We start from the raw sequence: 19,212 nt of genomic DNA on the forward strand, positions 1-19,212 counted from the left end.
CCGATCCGGCGGTTTGCCCGGCCGAGAGGATATTCCCGGATGAACGCCAGCGCACGGCTCACCACACTTACCCGGCTGGGCTTTGCCACGCGCGGATTGCTGTACATCGTCATCGCCTTCCTGATCCTGCGCACCGGCCGGGCGGAAGATCCGGCCGGCGCCTTGCGCTATCTCGGCGAAAGCGGCGGCCAGCTCCTGCTGGGCGTGATGGCGGCGGGGCTGATCGGCTACGGCATCTGGCGATTGTCCGATGCCGCCTTCGACATCGAGCGGCATGGCAGCGATCGCCACGGCACATTGCAGCGCGTCGGCGCGCTCGCGAGCGGCGTGACCCATCTCTTTCTCGCCTGGCAGGCGATCCGGCTGATGCAGGGCGCGGCTTCGTCGGGCGATTCCACGCGCGAAGGCACGCAAACCGCGCTCTCGCTGCCGGGCGGCAGCTTCCTCGTCATGCTCGGCGGCGTGGTGCTCGTCGGCGTCGGCATCCTGCAATTGGCAAAGGCGGTGAAGGCGTCGTTCCTCGATTATCTCGATCCCGCGATCGCGCGGCAGGCCTGGGCGCAATGGAGCGGCCGGCTGGGCTATGGCGCGCGCGGCTTCGTGTTCATGATAACCGGCTACTTTCTGCTGCGCGCGGGCTTTCAGGAACAGGGCGCGGAGGCCGGCGGCATGGACAAGGCGCTCGCCTGGCTGACCAATCCGTGGGACATCGTGATCGCCCTTGGCCTGCTTGGCTTTGGGATCTTCGGCCTTATCGAGGCGCGCTATCGCCGGCTGCACGATGCACCGATCGACGGCATGGTGCGCCGCGCCACCGGGCGCGCGTAACATCGTGGCAGCCTTATCGCCGGCGGCTTTCGTGCCATAAGGCACCCATGAACGTGCCCAAGATCCTCGTCGATGCCGATGCCTGCCCCGTGAAGGAGGAGATCTACCGCGTCGCCTATCGCCTGGAAGTCCCTGTTACGGTCGTCAGCAACGCCCATCTGCGCGTGCCCCAGCATCCGCTGATCAGCCGCATCGTGGTGGACGACGGCTTTGACGCTGCCGACGATTGGATCGCGGAGCACGTCGACGCCGCTGCCGTTGTGGTGACGGCCGACATCCTGCTTGCCGATCGCTGCCTGAAGGGCGGCGCTGGCGCGGTGATCGGGCCGAACGGCCGCCCCTTTACCGCAAGCTCGATCGGGAGCGCCGTCGCCGTCCGGGCGATCATGAGCGACCTGCGCGCCGGCGGCGACCGCATCGGCGGCCCCGCACCGTTCGCCAAGGAGGACCGCTCGCGCTTTCTCTCCGCGCTCGACGCGGCGCTCACGCGTTTGAAGCGCCTGCAAGGCCGCTAAAACAGCACAGTCTGATCAGATACGGCCCCATGCACGCACATGCCCTTAGGGGCAGGTCACCGGCAAGCGGACCCACTTTTGTCGGCAAATAGAGTTACTTGCTTGAGATTTGCTGCCTCTGCGCCCCCATCGGGCGGCGCAACAACTCAAGCCCAAATGCATTCAACCGGCCAGAACAACCAGCACCCTAAGAGGAACGCTTCATGTCGGCCCTTCGCACCCTTATCGTTCTGGCCGCCGGCGGCATGGTCCTGACCGCCCCTGTCCAGGCCAAGCCCCAGTCTGCAACCCCTGCTGCATCCCGCACGATTGTCGAAAATGCCGCAGCGCTGCCCGATCTCAGCACGCTCGTGGCCGCGGTAAAGGCTGCCGGGCTCGTGAACACTTTGAACGGCGCCGGCCCGTTCACCGTCTTTGCCCCGACCAACGCGGCGTTCGACGCGCTGCCCGCCGGCACCGTCGACACGCTGCTGAAGCCCGCAAACAAGCAGCAGCTCACCTCCGTGCTGACCTATCACGTGGTTGCTGGCCGGGTGACTGCCGCCGATCTTGCGCGGCAGATCACCGCCGGCGGCGGCACCGCGACGCTCACCACTGTTCAGGGTGCGCAGCTGAAGGCCAGCCTGTCGGGCAGCAACGTGATCCTCACCGATGCGGCCGGCGGCACCGCCACCGTGACGACCGCGGACGTGCCGCAGTCGAACGGCGTCGTCCACGTGATCAACAAGGTGCTGATGCCCGCCGCCTGAGCACGTCCCCTAACCTCATCCGGATCCCGGCCTTGGTTCTGCCCCACTCCAGGGCTGGGCATGGGGAGGCGCCCCGCCGGCGCCTCCCCATCGTTTTTTAGAGGCCCGCCTCAACGGCGGCGCGGATGGCCTCGGCCGCGGTGCGGCAGCCCAGCGCCTTCAGCAACGCGGCGCGGTGCATCTTCACCGTCCGCTCGCTGATGTTGAGTTCATAGGCGATCTGCTTGTTCATCAGGCCGGCGGTCATTCGCACCAGCACGGCGCGCTGACGCTCGGAAAGGTTCGCGATCGCCGCGCTCGCGGGCGATGCGCCGGCAGCGGTCGACACCGGATATTGCGACCCCAGGATGTACCGGAGCGCGCCCTCTTCATCGAAGATCGGCGCCAGCATCACGGCGTTCCGAAACGGCGTACCGTCCTTGCGATAGTTCAGGATCTCGACCAGCGTCGTGCGCTTCTCCCGCACTGCCTGGCGCAATTCCTCCGTCAGTTCGGGCTCGGTATCGGGGCCGCGCAGAAAGCGGCAATTGCGGCCCACCACTTCATCGGGCGTATAGCCGGTCAGGAGCACGAAAGCGTCGTTGCACGCGATGATCGGCGTATCGGGCAGGGTGGGATCGCTGATAACCGCAGCGATGGAGCTGTCCCTGATCATGGCATGGGGCGACATGGTGCGATGTTAGCCCCACGCCGGCCCGGCTGGCAATTCGCCGAGCCGAGCGCCCAAAGGGCGGACACCGGCGGGATGATGACGGGCCATACTGTCTGCGACGGCGGGTCGATGCTGGAATTATGGATTTCCGAGCGCTAGGCCTCGAGCCGCGCATCCGGAGTCATCGTATTGGAGATCCCAATTACCGGGCAGGAGCCTTATGCCGATGTCTTCGTCGGCGACAGCGAGATGGCGCGCCTCATGCGCGCGCACGATTGGGCCGGAACCGCGCTGGGATCGCCGGAATGCTGGCCAAATGCGCTCAAGGTCGCGCTGCGGCTGCTGCTCACCTCGCGTTTCGAAATGTGGCTCGGATGGGGCCCGGACATCAACTTCTTCTACAACGACGCCTATCGCCCGACGCTCGGCATCAAGCACCCGCAATCGCTGGCAATGCCCACCCAGGCGCTTTGGGCCGAGATCTGGGACGACATCAAGGATCGGCTCGCCACCGTTTACCAGACGGGTCAGTCGACCTGGGATCGCGCGCTGCTCCTCGTGCTGGAGCGCAACGGCTATCCCGAAGAAACCTATCACACCTTTTCCTACAGCCCGCTGATCGGCGACACCGGCCAGGTCGAAGGGGTGTTCTGCGCCGTCTCCGAAGAAACCGATCGGGTGATCAGCGAGCGGCGGCTCGCGTCGCTGCGGGAGCTCGCCTCCGGGCTTGCTGCGGCGCAGGAGAATGCGGAGGTGATCGGCGCCATGCAGGCCGCCTTGTCACACAACGCGCAGGACCTGCCGTTCAGTCTGGTCTATACCCTTCGCGAAGATACGCCGCCGGTGCTCGTGACGGCGGCCGGCATGGCCGCGGATCACCCGCTGGCCGCGCCCGACCACTGGGATCTGTCCCGCGTGCTCCGCGGCACGGGCGTCATCGTCGAGGATGCGCCCGCCGGTGATCTGCCGTGCGGCGCCTGGAACAAGCCGCCCCGCCAGGTAGCCATCGTCCCGCTCGCCGGCCAGCGCAGCCACCGCCCGCGCGGCGCGGTCGTTGTCGGCCTCAATCCCTATCGGCCAGTCAGCGCCGACTATCTGAGCTTCCTGGAGCTCCTCGCCGGGCAGATCGCCTCCCGCCTCGCCAGCGCCGAGCTGATGGAACGCCGCACCCGCGAGCGTGACCGCGTGCGCGAGCTGTTCCAGCAGGCACCAAGCTTCATGTGCATCCTGGCCGGGCCGGAGCACCGCTTCGAATTGGTCAACGATGCTTACATGAAGCTCGTCGGCCGCCGCGATCTGTTGGGACGGCCGGTACGCGAGGCGCTGCCGGAAATCGCGGAGCAGGGGTTTTTCGAACTGCTCGATACCGTCTACGGCCAGGGAGGTCCCTTTGTCGGCCGAAACATGCCGGTTCTTCTCCAGCGAACGGCCGATGCAACGCCCGAAGAACGCTTCGTGCACCTGGTATTTCAACCCATCAACGATACCACCGGTGCCGTGTCCGGCATCTTCGTCGACGGCTATGACGTCACCGATCAGAAGCGCGCCGAGGATCAGCTCCATCAGCTCAATGAAACGCTGGAGCAGCGCGTCAGCGCGCGAACCGAAGAGCTGCGTTTGGCGCTGGAGCAGCTTCACCATGAAGCGCGGGAGCGCGAAACGGTTGAACAGGCGCTGCGGCAATCGCAAAAGCTGGAGGCGCTGGGCAAGCTAACCGGCGGGGTTGCCCATGATTTCAACAACTTGCTTCAGGTGATCAGCGGCAATCTCCAGCTGCTGGGCCGTGATGTGGCGGGCAATCCGCGCGCCGAAAAGCGGGTGGAGAATGCCATGGCGGGGGTAACGCGCGGCGCCAAGCTCGCCTCCCAGCTCCTCGCCTTCGGTCGCCGCCAGCCGCTCCAACCCAAGGTGCTCCATCTTGGCCGTCTCATCGCCAGCATGGACGATCTGCTGCGCCGCTCGCTCGGCGAAGATGTCGAAATCGAGACGATAATCGCGGGCGGACTGTGGAACACGCTGATCGATCCCGGGCAGATCGAAAACGCCATCCTCAATCTGGCGATCAACGCGCGCGACGCGATGGAGGATGGCGGGCAACTCACGATCGAGGCGAACAACGCCTTCCTCGATGACGAATATTGCCGCCAGCATAATGACGTGACGCCGGGCCAATATGTGATGATCGCGGTGACGGACACCGGATCGGGCATCCCGCAGGACATCATCGACGAGGTGTTCGAACCGTTCTTCAGCACCAAGCCGGAGGGCAAGGGCACCGGCCTCGGGCTCTCCATGGTCCACGGCCTCGTCAAGCAGAGCGGCGGGCACGTAAAGATCTACAGCGAGGTGAATGAAGGCACGACGATCAAGTTATACTTGCCGCGCGCCGTCGAGGACGAGGACCTGATCACCGATATCAGCGCAGCGCCGGTGCAGGGCGGATCCGAAACTGTTCTGGTCGTCGAGGACGATGACGAGGTGCGCGAGACTGCCGTCGCCCTCATGTCGGAACTTGGCTACCACGTGCTGAAATCCCGCGATGCGCTGAGCGCGCTGAACGTGATCGAAAGCGGCATCGCCATCGATCTGCTGTTCACCGATGTCGTCATGCCCGGTCCGCTGCGCAGCCCGGAGCTGGCGCGCAAGGCCAAGGAACGCCTGCCGCAGCTCTGCGTGCTGTTCACCTCGGGCTATACCGAGAACGCCATCGTTCATCATGGGCGCCTCGATCCGGGCGTAGAGCTGCTGTCCAAGCCTTACACGCGCGAAGCGCTGGCGCGTAAAGTCCGGCACGTTTTGGCCAAGCGGGACGAGTAAGGCGGCCTCGAAAAGCCGGGTGGGCGAGTGCGCCGGCCACGCTTCCCGCTTGACGGCGCTGCCATCGCCATCCGATCAAGGGCGCATGTTCAAGCATTTGGCCGCCTCGCTCACCCTCGTCGCGCTAGCCGCCGGCGCTTCCGCCCAAACCGTCAGTCAGCGCCAGGTCGGCAGCGCCACCCTGTCGGGCGTGCCGGAGATCCCGGCCGATGTGCGCGAGGCGGTGCAGCGCTATCAGAACAGCCGCGCTGCGCAGTTCGAGGATTGGCTGCCCGACGGCTCGATGCTCATCGCCACGCGCTTCGGCGCGACGCAGCAATTGCACCACGTCGCGAAGCCCGGCGCGACGCGTACCCAGATCACCTTCGGCGCCGAGCCGATCGCCAGTGCCACCGTCATCCCCGGCACCGACCGCTTCGTGATGACGCGCGACACCGGCGGCGACGAATGGTTCCAGCTCTACACCCGCGGCCTCACCGGCACGGCGCAGCAGCTGACGCAGGCGGGCACGCGCAACGGTTCGCCCGTGTTCAGCAAGGACGGTTCGCTCCTCGCCTGGGCCCGCGCCACCAAGGGTAGCGCCGCGTACACGATCCTGGGGATCGACCCCAAGGCCGGCGGCACGCCGCGCACGCTCTACCAGGCGGATGGCGCGGTCGGGCCATCAGACATTGCTCCCGACAAGTCGCGGCTGATCTTCGTGCGCAATCTGTCCAACCGCGAAGACCAGTTGTTCGAGCTCGATCTCGCCACCGGCGAGGCGCGACGCATCGCACCCAAGGCAGCGGCAGCGGTTTATCAGGAGCCGCGCTACCTACCCGGCGGCAAGACGCTGATCGCGATTTCCGATCAGGGTAGCGACACGCGCCAGCTGGTGGAGATCGATCTCGCCACCGGCACGCAGCGGGTACTGACCCCGGGGCTGAAGTGGGATGTCGAAAGCTATGACCTGACCGACGATGGCCGCGTGCTCGCCTATGCGGTTAACGAGGACGGCTTCTCGCGCGTGGTGGTGCAGGATCGCATCACCCGCCGCGCGCTGCCGCAGCCGACGCTGCCCAAGGGCGTGCTGACGGCGCTTATGTTCTCGCCCGATGGCAAGCAGCTCGCGATCGGCCTCACCTCCGCCACGTCGGCCGGGGACGTGTGGAGCTGGAACGTCGATGGCGGCGAGCTGACGCGCTGGACGACCTCGGAGTTGGGCGATCTCGATCCCGCGCAGCTGGCCGAGCCGGAGCTCATCCGCTTCAAGTCGTTCGATGGCCTCTCGGTGCCGGCCTTCGTCTATCGTCCAAAGGGCGTGCCAGCGGGCACGCGCACGCCGGTGATCATCGACATCCACGGCGGGCCCGAGGCGCAAACGCGCCCGATCTGGAACTATGGCGCGCAATATTTCGCTGACGTGCTGAAGGCGACGGTAATCCTGCCCAACGTTCGCGGAAGCGACGGCTATGGCAAGCGCTACCTCAACCTCGACAACGCCGAAAAGCGCGAGGATTCGGTCAAGGACATCGGCGCCCTGCTCGACTGGGTCGGCCGGCAGCCAACCCTCGATGCAAGCCGCGTCGCCGTCTACGGCCAGTCCTATGGCGGGTACATGAGTCTCGCCGCCATGACGCATTATTCCGATCGCCTGGTCGGCGGCGTCGAGCGCTACGGCATCAGCAACTGGATCACCTTCCTCGAGCGGACCGAGGCCTATCGCCGCGACAACCGCCGCGCCGAATATGGCGATGAGCGCAATCCCAAGATGCGCGCGGTGCTGGAACGTATATCGCCGATCACCAGCGTTAACCGCATCAAGAAGCCGATGCTCGTGATGCAGGGCGCGAACGATCCACGCGTGCCGCAGCTCGAATCCGATCAGGTGGTCGAGAAGCTGCGCGCGAACGGCAACGAGACTTGGTACGTCCTCTTTGCCGACGAGGGCCACGGCTTCCTGAAGAAGCCCAACAACGATCTCCGCCGCGAGGTGGAAACCGTGTTCCTGCGCCGCTTGTTTGATCAGCCCCCGCGCTGAACGATGCCGCCGAGCGGCGCCGACAAACCGCCGCTGCCACGCGCTCGCCCGGCATCAGCGTCGCGAGCCAGCGGGCGGGCAGCGCCGCTCATCGGCGCGCACCGTCAAAGCTGCGGTCGATAGCGCTGCCCGACGCCTTTCCCCGCGCCTTTTGCCGCATATAGCGCAAGATCCGCACGCGTCCGCAGCTCGACCGTCCCGGCGGCGTCCTCTGGCAGGCAGGCAAAGCCAATGCTGGCGCCGACTTGGACCAGCGATCCGTCGCCGATCTCATACGGCGCGCCGGCGATCGCTTCGATCAGCCGTTCGACCAGCGGCGCCGCGCGCTCGGCGCCGATGTCCCGCACCACCACCATGAACTCGTCGCCGCCAACGCGCGCGAGCAAGTCCTCGGCGCGCAATTGGCTCGCCAGGCGCTCGGCGACCTGGATCAGCAGCACGTCGCCCGCCCCATGGCCATGTCGATCGTTTACTTGCTTGAACCCGTCGAGGTCGATGCTGAGCAGTGCCATGCTCCGGTGCGTGCTGGGCGTGATCCGGCTCAGCGCACTGTCCATCCCATGGCGGTTCAATATCCCGGTTAGTGCGTCATGCTCCGCGAGGTGAAGCGCCCTGGCTTCGGCGGCGATCAGCAGCAGCATGGAACGGTGAAACGCGCGAATGATCTGCATCGCGCCGATCAGGAACATCGGAGTGAGCACCACGATCGGCAACAGCCAAGGTTCGCGCGACGCGACGGCACCCGCCACGAACGGCAGGTCGCACATCAGCACCAATAGAAAGGCGAGTCGCGGCGCAGGATAGTTGCGGGCGCAGATCGGCCCCAGCGTGCCGACCGCCAGCGCGGTGGAAAGGACGCTCAGCACGAGATCGCCGGACGACATGATCTTGAACGCCATGGCGCCCTGAAGCACACACCATGCCGTGGACAACAAAACCGAGCGATCGACGCTGGGGACGTAGTCGGGCGTATTCCTCATCCGCGCCGTGCGGACCCGCCACTCGAACAGGCGCGCTGCCATCAGCGCCAATTCCAGCGCGCAAAAGATCGCGTAAACCTGGTCTCCGGTGCGCAGCAACGCGGCCGAGGCAATGACGATCGCGCCAAAGGACCCCATGATCACAGCGGTTGTGGAATCGAGGAGATGCGCGAGCAGAAAGGCCCGCCCTCTCGGATCCACGTATCCGCCCGGCTCGAAAAGCCAGCGCAGCGCCAGCCCGGCCGTTCCTAGCTTTGCATAAGAGTGGCCGTGCACTTTATAAGCCTTTCGCCTGCTCCACTCATGCCAACAAGAGCCTACAAAGGAGTTAAGCTACTGAGATGGGAATGATGTGGGTCAGACTTGTCGGCCGAGCCGGCAAATACCGCCAGTTGATCTCAGGTCCCCGCGAATATCCCCGTTCCGCATCAACCATCATCACCTTCCAGTTGCTCGGGCTCGACATGACCGCCGAGGCGCTGCTCCGTCAGGATCTGCCAGCCGGTAATGAACAGCGCGCCTGCTAGCGGACCAACCACGATGCCGCTCAACCCCATGATCTGAATGCCACCGAGCGTCGTTACCAGCACCAGCCAATCGGGGATGCCGGTATCGCGGCCAACAAGGATGGGGCGCAGGATGTTATCGGCCAGCCCGATCAGCAGCATGCCCGACGCCACAACAACCGCCGCCTGCCAGATGGCGCCCGTGGCCAGCAGGTAGACCGCCACCGGCCCCCAGATGATCGCAGGGCCGATCGCCGGCAGCAGCGAGGCGATCGCCATCATCATGCCCCACAGCAGCGCGGCCGGCAGGCCAACGATCCAGAAGGTGATCGCCCCCAGCGCGCCTTGCACGATCGCCACGACGCCCGACCCCTTGATGGTCGCGCGCACCACCAGGAGGAGCTTGGCGCTGAGCCGCTCCGCAACTGCCGGCTCCAGCGGCAGGGCGCGGACGATCGCGGGTCCGATCCGGTCGCCGTCGCGCAGCAGAAAGAAGGTGGCGTAGAGGCCGACGCCAAAGGCAAGCACAAAGGCCGCCGCATTCGCGCCGATCGACAGCGCTTGCTGCGCCAGCTGGCTCGTGCTGCTCGCCAGCGCGCGCGACGCCCGCGCCTGCGCTCGTTCGAACGTGCTCAGCCCCGACGAGTCGAGGAACCGCTGAAGTCGAGCCGGCAGCGCGTCATGAACTTGCTGGAAATAGGCGGCAAAATCGACCTGACCGGTGCGGATCTGCGTGTAGACGCCGGCCGCCTGGTCGATGATCAGGCTGGCCAGCACTATGGCGGGGATCACCACCGCCACCGTGATGATCAGCAGGGTCATCGCCGCGGCCGCGTTGCGCCGGGTCGGCCACTCAGTCAAAAAGCGTTGAAACAGCGGCTGGAAGAGGATCGCGGCGAGCGCTGCCCACAACAGCGAGCCGATGAAGCCGGCGACGATCATCGCAAGCCCCACCGTGATCAGGACCAGAAACGCTAAAAAGCCGCCGGATTCGACGCGGTGGCGGTTGATGGGCATCGGGTGCTGTCCTCAAAAGAGCCGTTCGGCCGGGCTCGCTGAGGCCCAACCGGTGCGCGGCGGCTTTGCTCCGCCCGGCGGCCCAGCTGTCCTCAGCTTTTGTACTTGCCTCACAACGCGCCGCTGTAAAGCTGGCTTGGTCATGCCCGATCGCACGCCGCTGTTCGCAAGCGCGTCCGCCCTTGACAGCCGCGCCCGCCCGGCGGGCCGAGCTTCCTCAGGTTACATTTCATGAACGCCGGAAAGATGGCCGGTTCGGATGGTTTTCGCCTCACGAAGCCGGAGACACCATGACAAAGCGCCTCTTCACCTCCCTTTTCCTCGCCGCGGCCGTCCAAGCCGGGTCCGCGCAAGCCCAATCGCCAAAGATCGTCGGGCTGTCGCCCCAGCCCGAGCCTTACGCCACCGAATCGGTGATCAACCATCCGCGCACCATCGGCTGGCCGGAAGGGCGCACGCCCGTCGCACCACGCGGCTATGAGGTGGTGAAATTTGCCGGCGGTCTGGAATATCCGCGTCAGGCGCTCCTGCTCCCCAATGGCGACGTCATCGTTGCCGAGGCCCGCACCAAGCCCAAGCTGGATGCGGATCCGGAGGTGCAGCGCGGGCAGGCGCTGTCCAAGACCACTGGTTTCAGCGCCAACCGCCTCACGCTTCTGCGCGATGCGAACCGCGACGGCGTGGCCGAACAGCGGTTCGTGCTTCGCGAAGGACTGAACCAGCCGTTCGGCATCCAGTACGGCAATGGCAAATTATACGTCGCGAATACCGACGGCGTGGTCGTCTTCCCCTATCAGCCCGGCCAGACGCGGATCACCGCCCAGCCCCGGCAGCTCGTGTCGCTGCCGGCGGGGGGCTATAACAACCATTGGACCCGCAACCTGCTGCTCAGCCCCGATAACCGGACGCTGTACGTGTCGGTCGGCTCAGCCTCCAACGTCGGTGAATATGGCATGGAGGAGGAAAAGCGCCGCGCCGCGATCCTCGCGGTGGACGTCGCCACGGGGCGCGAGCGGCTATACGCGTCTGGCCTGCGCAATCCCGTCGGCATGGCCTGGGCGCCGACCACCGGCGTGTTGTGGACCGCCGTCAACGAGCGTGACGAGATCGGCGACGATATCGCGCCCGATTATCTCGTCGGCGTGCGCGAGGGCGGCTTCTACGGCTGGCCATATAGCTATTTCGGGAAACAGGATCCGCGTCACGTCAACGAGCGGCGCGATCTGCTGGCGACCACGCTGATGCCCGATGTCGCGGTCGGCGCGCATGCTGCTGCGCTGGGCCTCGCCTTCGGCAAGGGGGCGGATGCACAGATCGCCTATGTCGCCCGCCACGGATCGTGGAACCGCTCCAGCTTCAGCGGCTATGACGTGCTGGCGGTGCCGTTCGCCGCCGGCCGGCCCGCCACCGAGCCCCGCCCGTTCCTGACGGGCTTCGTGGCCGATGCGAAAAAGGGCGACGTGTACGGACGCCCGGCCAGTGTGCAGACGCGCGAAGATGGCGCGATATTCGTCGTCGACGACGCCGGCGATACCATCTGGCTGGTCCGCCGCACGGTGTAAGGGAAACCGCCTCCCGCCACATGCGGCAAGCGGCCGCAAGCGGCGCGGCGAACACGCTACGCTGCTTGCGGGAAACGCGGCACATGGGCATGTCTGCGCCGCTCATGACCAACACGCCCCCTCATGATCACGCCGCGTCGCGCGAAGGGAACCTGCCCGAGCGGTTGGCCCGCGCCGTCACGCTTGGCGGGCCCATCCCCGTCAGCCAGTTCATGGCCGCCGCCAACACGCATTATTACGCCACGCGCGATCCGCTGGGCGCCGATGGCGACTTCACCACCGCGCCAGAGATCAGCCAGATGTTCGGCGAGCTGATCGGGCTATGGGCGGCCGATCTGTGGGATCGCGCCGGTCGCCCCGACGTCCGCTGGGTCGAGCTGGGGCCGGGGCGCGGCACACTGACCGTCGATGCGATGCGCGCCGCCGCGCGCGCCGGCTTCGCGCCGCCCGTGCATTTCGTTGAAACCAGCCCGGCGCTGCGCGCCCGGCAGGCGGAGCGCGTGCCCGGCGCTACCTGGCACGACGATGTCGAGGATCTGCCGACCGATCGCCCGCTCCTCATCATCGCCAACGAATTTTTCGACGCGCTCCCGATCCGCCAGCTGGTGCGTGGGCGCAGCGGCTGGCACGAGCGCATCGTCGCGTGCCAGGATCTGCTGTTCCTGCCGATCGCCGGCGCTTCGGTGCCCGACAGCGTGATCCCCGAGCATCTTCGCGAGGCGCCGCCCGGCGCGATCATCGAAACTTCGCCGACCAGCGTCGGGATCATGCGCGTGCTGGCCGCGCGCATCGTTGCGCAGGGCGGCGCGCTGCTCGCGATCGATTACGGCTATGAAGGCCCGGCGCTTGGCGAAACGCTGCAGGCGGTGCGTGGCCACGCCTTTGCCAATCCCTTTGAGGAGCCGGGCGATCGCGACCTGACCGCACATGTCGACTTCGCCACGCTGGGCATGGTCGGCAGGGCCAGCGGCGCGGCCGTCTCCGGCCCGGTACCGCAAGGTACCTTCCTTACCCGCCTCGGCATCGATGCGCGTGCGGCGGCGCTTGGGCCCCGTGTCGCACCCGACCGCGATCGGCTGGTCGAGGCGATGGGCACGCTGTTCAAGGCGCTGGCCATGCGCCATCGTGATTGGCCGGAGCCCGCAGGATTCGCATGATTGATTATCGCAATGCCGTCAGCACCGATGGGGAAGCGCTCGACGCCATGGCGCGCCGCGTGTGGCTCGCCACCTTTGGCCATTCGGCGCCCGCGAAGGACATAGACGCCTATGTGGCGCAGGCCTATGGCCCCGCCGGAACGCTGCGCCGGCACCTTGCCGATCCGGCCTATGATTTCCAGATCGCCTTGGAAGGCGGCGCGGTGATCGGCTATTGCAAGGTCGGCCCGACATTCTTCAACGGCGAGGTGCCGACCGAGGGCACGCTCCACCTCCACCAACTCTATGTCGATCCCGCCGCGCACGGCAGCGGCGTCGCCGCGCACCTGCTCGACTGGTGCTGCGCGCTTGCCCGCCGCCGTGATCTGCAGGCAGTGCAACTGACCGTGTGGGAGGAAAACGATCGCGCACGCGCCTTCTATGCCAAACACGGCTTCACCCATATCGGCGACTATGCCTTCAAGACGGGCGAGCAGATCGACCGGGACTTGATCATGAGGCGCGATCTGTGAGCAACCTGGACGTCATTCGCGCACAAGCGCTCGGCGGTGTGGCGCACGGCTTCCTCGGCCGTCGCGGCGGCGTTTCAGCAGGCCTGCATGGCGGGCTGAACGTGGGGCTGGGATCGGATGACGATCCCGCAGCCGTGGCGGAAAACCGCCGCCGCGCCGCCGAGGCGGTGTTGCCCGGCGCCCCGCTCGTTACCTGTTTTCAGGTCCACGGCGCAGATTGCATTAGGGTCAACGCGCCCTTTGCCGATCGCCCGCGCGCCGACGCCCTGGTTACTGATCGGCCGGGGCTGGCGCTCGGCATCCTCACCGCGGATTGCGCACCCGTCCTGCTCGCCGATGCCGAGGCGGGCGTGGTCGGCGCGGCGCATGCCGGCTGGAAGGGCGCGATCGGGGGCGTCACCGATTCCACCATTGCCGCAATGGAGCGTCTGGGCGCGCGGCGCGATCGCATCGCCGCCGCGATCGGCCCGTGCATCGCACGGCCGAGCTATGAGGTGGACGAGGACTTCCGCCGCCGCTTCGAGGCGGACGATCCCGCCAACGAACGCTTCTTCGTCGACGCGCGCGATGGCCATGCGCAGTTCGACCTGGAGGCCTATGTGGTCCACCGGCTGGCGCTGGCCGGCGTGCGGCGGATCGAGGCGCTGGGGCTCGATACCTATGCCGACGAAGCGCGCTTCTTCAGCTATCGCCGCGCGACACACCGCGGCGAGCCCGATTATGGCCGCCAGATCGCGATCATCGGGCTGGCGTAAGGCGCTGCTTTCGCCCTCGCCCGCCAGCCGCTAGAGCAGGCGAAACACGCGGCGTAATCCTCCGGCGGCTGGCGCATCGCTTCGGCGTGCCGCCCCAAAGGTCAGCTAGGCGCCGCGCGATGAGGTAGATAGGGCCAGGCATATGCAGCACGCGGACGTACTCATCCTTGGCGGCGGACTGGTCGGTGCAACACTGGCGATCGCGCTCGATCGGCATGGCATCTCCACCATCGTGGTCGATCCCGCCGATCCGTCGGTCACCTTGTCGGCCGGCTTCGACGGCCGTGCCTCCGCCATTGCCAGTGCCAGCCACCGCATGCTCGAGGCGATCGGGGTTGCCGAACGGCTGGTCGGGCAAGGCTGCGCCATCCGGCAGATCCGGGTGAGCGACGGCCTGGAGCCCGGCGCGCTCGACTTCATCCCGGATGAGGACGATGACGCGCTCGGCACCATGTATGAAAACCGCGCGATGCGCCGTGCGCTGGCCGACACGATGGCCGAAAGCGGCGTCGACTTCCGCCCGCTGACCCGCGCAACCAATGTCGAGCGCTCGGCCACCGGCGTGCGCGCAACGCTGAGCGACGGCACCGAAGTCACCGCCTCGCTGCTCGTCGCGGCGGAGGGACGGAACTCGCCCACACGCGCCGCCGCCGGGATCACCACCGCGCATTGGCGCTATGATCATGCCGCGATCATCGGCGCCTTCCACCACGAGGTGTCGCACGAGAATATCGCGTTCGAGATCTTCTACCCCTCGGGCCCGTTCGCGCTCCTGCCGCTGGTCGATGACGAACACGGGCATCGCTGCGCCATTGTCTGGTCGGTGAAGCAGGCACAGGGCCCGGCGATGCTGAAACTCTCCGACCGCGCCTTTCTGGCCGAAGCGGAGAAGCGCATGGGCGGCTTTCTCGGCAAATTATACCAGGCGAGCCCGCGCTCGAGCTACCCGCTCGGCTTTCACCACGCCGCATCGATCACCGCGGAACGGCTCGCGCTCATCGGCGACGCCGCCCACGGCATTCACCCGATCGCGGGCCAGGGCCTCAATCTCGGCCTCCGCGACGTCGCCGCGCTGGTGGAGGTGCTGGTCGACGGCCGTCGCCTCGGGCTGGAGGCAGGCGACGCGCAGTTGCTCGACCGTTACCGCCGCTGGCGTAGCCTCGACACGCTGATGGTGGCTGGCGCGACCGACAGCCTGAACCGCCTGTTCAGCATCCCCGGCCGCACCGCCAGCGCCGTGCGCCGCTTCGGCATTTCGGCAGTCAATGCGATCCCGCCGCTGAAGGACCGTTTCATGGCCGAAGCGCGCGGCGAAAGCGGCGCGCTTCCCCGCCTGCTACAGGGGCAAATGGTCTAGAGCCGCACCAGCGGGCGGGAAGGCCGAAATCAGGCCGTTGATCCCCTATTTACAGCTGCAACACGCGCCGGCGACGCTTGTCTGAGGCCGGGTAAATAGCAGACGTCCCGCTTACCTTCAGCACCTGTAAATCTTGCTACCGACTGCTCTGCGCGGACCTGACATGGCGGTTTCGCGTTGGGTGGCTATGCGTCTGCTGATAACGACTACGTCTCGGGTCGACGCGGTTTCCTGGATCGTCATCGGCAGCTTTGCGCTCGCTTGCCTGCTGCTAAGCCGCGCTTTGGGTTTCAGCGTCCTGCCGGCGCGCGCTATACTACCTTTGCTCGGGGTGGCCGTGCTTACGGGAGCACTGGCTATCGGGCGATCGCGCTCGGACGACCGGTTGGTAGCTGGCGCCACCGCGTTTCTGCAGATGACCTTGTTCACCATCTTGGGTGTAGTGCTCGCCTATCTGTTGGCAGCGCGCGGCGAGCCGTCATGGGACGCGTGGCTGGCCGCGGCGGATGCCCGGCTGGGGCTGGAGTGGCCCGCGATCTTGGCCACGGCCGACCGGCTGCCGGCCCCGCTTCTTATGGTCGCCGGCATAGCCTATTACAGCCTCGTGGTGCAGATGGTTGGATGCATCGTGTTGCTCGCTGGCATCGGCCAGCTGGAGCGGCTGCGCACGGCGATTGCCGCTGCGATCCTCGCAGGCGCGGTGACGATCGTCTTATCAGGGTTGCTGCCGGCAATGGGCAACCTGTTCGATCCCGATCATTACCGGGCGTTATGGCCGTCTGTCGCATGGCAGGACCGCGATTTGGTCCTCGCTCTGCGCAACGGCACAGTCCGAGAAATCGATATGTCGCATATGACCGGGATCGTCAGTTTCCCGAGCTATCACGCGGCGCTTCCGGTGATTCTGTTCTGGGGGCTGTACCCGGTCAGCCGGCTGCGGGTTCCGGCAGCGATCTGGGCCGGGCTGACGATCGTGGCGACGCCGTTGTTCGGCGGCCATTATGCTGTTGATGTGCTGGCGGGTCTGCTGCTCGCGATGCTCTCGCTTGCAGTTGCCCGCTCGCTGGCCGCGAAGGAGCCTGATCTCAAGCGGATGCGCCGATCCGGCATCCATGCTACACCTGCGCCGCGCACGACCAGCCGTATTGGCCGCAAGCACGGTGCCGAGGTGATCCATGAACTGGTATGACAAACTGCTGCTGGTCCTGGTCATGGTGTTGTTCATGGAAGTCTTCGCCTGGGCGACGCACAAATATGTCATGCATGGCTGGGGCTGGGGCTGGCACCGCTCGCATCACGAGGCGCGCGAGGGCGCCTTCGAGCGCAACGATCTATATGCAGTGACGTTCGCTGTGATCGTAATTGCGCTGTTCGCCGTCGGCACCTTGTGGGAGCCGGTCTGGTGGATGGCCTTGGGTATCACCGTCTATGGCGCGATCTATGCCTTCGTGCACGACATGCTGGTACACCAGCGCTTCGGCATGCGCTGGGTGCCGCGCCAGGGCTATCTCAAGCGGCTGCATCAGGCGCACCGGCTGCACCACGCGGTCAAGAGCAAGGAAGGCGGCGTCAGCTTCGGTTTTCTGTTCGCACCCGATCCCAGCCGCCTGAAGCGCCGCTTAGCCGAACGTGTCGAGCGATGAGCCGGGGTGAGCACAAGGTTAGTGCGCGGCATAGCTTGGTGCTGGCCGCAGCGATCGGCGGTGCATGGGCAGCCGTGCATATCGGCGGCATCTTCTTTTGGCGCTGGAGCCTCAGCACCGCGCTACTGACGCCGGTCGTCATCCTCGCGCAAGCGTGGCTCAGCACCGGGTTGTTCATCATCGCGCACGATTGCATGCACGGATCGCTGGCACCTGGCCGACCCAGGTTGAACAGGATCGTGGGAACGCTCTGCCTCGGCGCCTACGCCGGTTTGTCCTACGGCGCGCTGTTGCCCAAGCACCACGCGCACCATGCGGCCCCGGGCACGGCAAGTGATCCCGATTTTCACGTCGGCGCTCCTCGTCGTGCGCTGCCGTGGTTCGGGTCCTTTTTTCGCAACTATTATACGCACGGGCAGATAGGACGCATCACGGTGGCGGCAATCGTATATCTGCTGCTGGGTGCGTCGCTCCTCAACATCGTCGTCTTCTGGGCGATCCCGGCGCTACTCGCGCTGGGGCAGCTGTTCGTGTTCGGCACCTATCTGCCGCACCGCCATGACGACCGGCCGTTCGCCGACGCGCATAATGCGCGGAGCAGCACGCTGCAGCCGCTCCTGTCTCTCATGACCTGCTTTCACTTCGGCGCCTATCACCACGAGCATCATCTCAGCCCGGGCACGCCGTGGTGGCGGCTGCCCGCGTTCAGGCGCGAGAAGCTAACGCAGCGGTAATGGCGGCAGCTGCGCCGGCTGCGCCGTCCCCGGCCGCGATCTCGGCGGCTAGGCCGCGCGCGGCCTGCGCGTAGCTTGGCCGATCGATCACGTCCCTCAAAGCGTCAGCGAGCGCGCGCGCGCTGAGCCCGCGCGGGGATAGCATCCGTCCTGCCCCGACGCGGATGAGCCGGGCGGCGGTTGCGGGTTGCTCGAAGCCGATCGGCAGCGCCACGATCGGCACGCCGGCCGCCAGCGCATCGAGGACCGAGTTGAACCCGCCATGCAGCACTGCGGCCGAGCAGCGACGCAGCACCGCCGCTTGCGGCCAAAAGGCACGCACCAGCGGATCGCCCGGCAGCGCGCTTTCCTCTTCCTGCGACAGGCCGCCGGCATGGCCGATCACCGCCCGGGCGCCGATCGCTGCGCAGGCCTCAGCCATGGTCGCGAACAGAGCGCGACGTGAGCCTTGAAGCGTTCCAAGTGAGCAGAAGATCAACGGTCGCCCATCGTCAGGCAGGTCTGTTTCTTCCGTCTCCTTGGACCGCCACGGTGATCCATATAGGAATTCCGGCGGCAATGAGCGCCGTGGATAATCTAGACCGCGCGGGCATTGCGCGACCTGCACGCGCGGCGAAAACCCCTCTGCAAGGCCCCACACGCGCCGATGCGCCTCGACCACACGGGTGATCGGCCGCATCAGCAGATCGGTCACCGCATATCCGCCTCGGTTCCTGAATCTTCCCCATCGATCGGTGCGGTAGCGCCAGCCGAGAAAGGGTGGCGGCACGTCGACTTCCCCAAGCAGCGGCAGGCCGGTGATGGCGACGGCATAAGGTAGATTGAGCCTTTGCGCGATGAGCGGGCCGGCAGGCTCGACCGCGTCCGCCAGCACGGCGGTGACGCCGATCCGCTCCAGCACGGCCGGCCCCTCAGCCAGCAAGCCGTCAGTCATCGCAGCGGTTGCGCGGATCATGCGGTTCAGACGAATGGGCCCGTTTGGCGCCACCAAAGTCTGAAGATAAGCTCTGAACGTGGCCTCACCCCCGCTTGGGAGGGCCACAAAGCCGATAGCTGGGTCCGTCACAAAGCAGCGTGCTGCCTCCATGTGCACCATGGACACGCGCCAGCCCTGGCCGATCAGCTCTCTCGCCAGAACCTGTAGAGGGTTGAGGTGGCCTGGCAGCGGTGCAGTGATGATGGCGAGGTGCCCTGCCGTCGGAAGACCGTTCTGAAGAGAGCCACTGCCGCGCATCTCCGGTCAGCATGACGCAGTGCCTCTTCCGCACGCAAGCGCAAAACACGTCAGCAGCTGTGCTCGACTCAATCAAGCGACCCTTGTCCACACTAGGGGTGAATGAACGGCGGAAAGCAGAAGGTTTTAAAAAGATTTTGGTGGCAGTGTTTGGGCGTTAACGAACGCCCCCTA

Annotated in this window: 17 protein-coding genes; 13 read left to right on the forward strand and 4 right to left on the reverse strand. The window is 66.3% G+C overall.

The genetic code is table 11. From position 1 onward, the window contains the following. The first annotated feature begins 39 nt into the window (after positions 1 to 39). The 3 genes from SPMU_RS12415 to SPMU_RS12425 all read left to right on the forward strand — a co-directional run bounded on the left by SPMU_RS12415 (position 40) and on the right by SPMU_RS12425 (position 2,092). On the forward strand, positions 40 to 828 hold the full coding sequence (locus tag SPMU_RS12415; protein ID WP_169715721.1) for a DUF1206 domain-containing protein: 789 nt from the start codon (positions 40 to 42) through the stop codon (positions 826 to 828). A gap of 47 nt (positions 829 to 875) precedes the next feature. Beyond that, positions 876 to 1,343 (forward strand): YaiI/YqxD family protein, encoded by a 468-nt coding sequence (locus SPMU_RS12420; RefSeq protein ID WP_088334231.1) that lies wholly within the window; start codon positions 876 to 878, stop codon positions 1,341 to 1,343. 203 nt (positions 1,344 to 1,546) lie between these two features. Further along, the gene (locus SPMU_RS12425; protein ID WP_088334232.1) at positions 1,547 to 2,092 is read left to right on the forward strand and encodes a fasciclin domain-containing protein; all 546 of its coding nucleotides are present in this window, start codon (positions 1,547 to 1,549) and stop codon (positions 2,090 to 2,092) included. A gap of 97 nt (positions 2,093 to 2,189) precedes the next feature. Here SPMU_RS12425 and SPMU_RS12430 read toward each other — a convergent pair whose 3' ends face one another. Then, positions 2,190 to 2,762, reverse strand: a complete 573-nt coding sequence (locus SPMU_RS12430) for a LuxR C-terminal-related transcriptional regulator (RefSeq protein ID WP_245833259.1) — start codon at positions 2,760 to 2,762, stop codon at positions 2,190 to 2,192. 171 nt (positions 2,763 to 2,933) lie between these two features. Here SPMU_RS12430 and SPMU_RS12435 point away from each other — a divergent pair, with 171 nt between their 5' ends. Together SPMU_RS12435 and SPMU_RS12440 are read left to right on the forward strand one after the other, a co-directional pair. Further along, positions 2,934 to 5,561: an ATP-binding protein gene (locus SPMU_RS12435; protein ID WP_425442184.1), complete on the forward strand. Its 2,628-nt coding sequence runs from the start codon at positions 2,934 to 2,936 to the stop codon at positions 5,559 to 5,561. 85 nt (positions 5,562 to 5,646) lie between these two features. After that, the gene (locus SPMU_RS12440) at positions 5,647 to 7,581 is read left to right on the forward strand and encodes a S9 family peptidase (RefSeq protein WP_088334234.1); all 1,935 of its coding nucleotides are present in this window, start codon (positions 5,647 to 5,649) and stop codon (positions 7,579 to 7,581) included. A gap of 104 nt (positions 7,582 to 7,685) precedes the next feature. Here the strand turns inward: SPMU_RS12440 and SPMU_RS12445 are convergent, their stop codons facing one another. Both SPMU_RS12445 and SPMU_RS12450 read right to left on the reverse strand, forming a co-directional pair. Next, positions 7,686 to 8,837: a GGDEF domain-containing protein gene (locus SPMU_RS12445; RefSeq protein ID WP_088334235.1), complete on the reverse strand. Its 1,152-nt coding sequence runs from the start codon at positions 8,835 to 8,837 to the stop codon at positions 7,686 to 7,688. A 152-nt stretch (positions 8,838 to 8,989) separates the two neighbouring features. Then, positions 8,990 to 10,084: an AI-2E family transporter gene (locus SPMU_RS12450; RefSeq protein ID WP_088334236.1), complete on the reverse strand. Its 1,095-nt coding sequence runs from the start codon at positions 10,082 to 10,084 to the stop codon at positions 8,990 to 8,992. A gap of 290 nt (positions 10,085 to 10,374) precedes the next feature. Here SPMU_RS12450 and SPMU_RS12455 point away from each other — a divergent pair, with 290 nt between their 5' ends. The 8 genes from SPMU_RS12455 (at position 10,375) to SPMU_RS12490 (ending at position 17,804) form a co-directional block, all read left to right on the forward strand. Continuing rightward, positions 10,375 to 11,646, forward strand: coding sequence for a PQQ-dependent sugar dehydrogenase (locus SPMU_RS12455; protein ID WP_088334237.1), 1,272 nt, complete (start codon positions 10,375 to 10,377; stop codon positions 11,644 to 11,646). 104 nt (positions 11,647 to 11,750) lie between these two features. Further along, positions 11,751 to 12,803, forward strand: coding sequence for a class I SAM-dependent methyltransferase (locus SPMU_RS12460; RefSeq protein WP_088334405.1), 1,053 nt, complete (start codon positions 11,751 to 11,753; stop codon positions 12,801 to 12,803). After that, positions 12,800 to 13,315, forward strand: coding sequence for a GNAT family N-acetyltransferase (locus SPMU_RS12465; RefSeq protein WP_088334238.1), 516 nt, complete (start codon positions 12,800 to 12,802; stop codon positions 13,313 to 13,315). Before SPMU_RS12460 ends, SPMU_RS12465 begins: the two co-directional genes overlap by 4 nt. Continuing rightward, the gene (gene pgeF, locus SPMU_RS12470; RefSeq protein ID WP_088334239.1) at positions 13,312 to 14,070 is read left to right on the forward strand and encodes a peptidoglycan editing factor PgeF; all 759 of its coding nucleotides are present in this window, start codon (positions 13,312 to 13,314) and stop codon (positions 14,068 to 14,070) included. The genes SPMU_RS12465 and pgeF overlap by 4 nt, the downstream gene beginning before the upstream one ends. 142 nt (positions 14,071 to 14,212) lie before the next feature. Beyond that, the gene (locus SPMU_RS12475; protein WP_088334240.1) at positions 14,213 to 15,427 is read left to right on the forward strand and encodes a UbiH/UbiF/VisC/COQ6 family ubiquinone biosynthesis hydroxylase; all 1,215 of its coding nucleotides are present in this window, start codon (positions 14,213 to 14,215) and stop codon (positions 15,425 to 15,427) included. Positions 15,428 to 15,590: 163 nt separating this feature from the next. Further along, positions 15,591 to 16,616 carry a phosphatase PAP2 family protein gene (locus SPMU_RS12480; protein WP_088334241.1) on the forward strand — a complete coding sequence of 342 codons (1,026 nt, stop codon included), beginning with the start codon at positions 15,591 to 15,593 and terminating at the stop codon, positions 16,614 to 16,616. Continuing rightward, positions 16,603 to 17,070: a sterol desaturase family protein gene (locus SPMU_RS12485; RefSeq protein WP_088334242.1), complete on the forward strand. Its 468-nt coding sequence runs from the start codon at positions 16,603 to 16,605 to the stop codon at positions 17,068 to 17,070. Before SPMU_RS12480 ends, SPMU_RS12485 begins: the two co-directional genes overlap by 14 nt. Continuing rightward, positions 17,067 to 17,804, forward strand: coding sequence for a fatty acid desaturase (locus tag SPMU_RS12490; RefSeq protein ID WP_088334243.1), 738 nt, complete (start codon positions 17,067 to 17,069; stop codon positions 17,802 to 17,804). Before SPMU_RS12485 ends, SPMU_RS12490 begins: the two co-directional genes overlap by 4 nt. Here SPMU_RS12490 and SPMU_RS12495 read toward each other — a convergent pair. After that, positions 17,776 to 18,738: a glycosyltransferase gene (locus tag SPMU_RS12495; RefSeq protein WP_245833261.1), complete on the reverse strand. Its 963-nt coding sequence runs from the start codon at positions 18,736 to 18,738 to the stop codon at positions 17,776 to 17,778. The genes SPMU_RS12490 and SPMU_RS12495 overlap by 29 nt on opposite strands. Positions 18,739 to 19,212: the final 474 nt, after the last annotated feature.

This window comes from Sphingomonas mucosissima (assembly GCF_002197665.1).
Taxonomy (GTDB): Bacteria; Pseudomonadota; Alphaproteobacteria; order Sphingomonadales; family Sphingomonadaceae; genus Sphingomonas; species Sphingomonas mucosissima.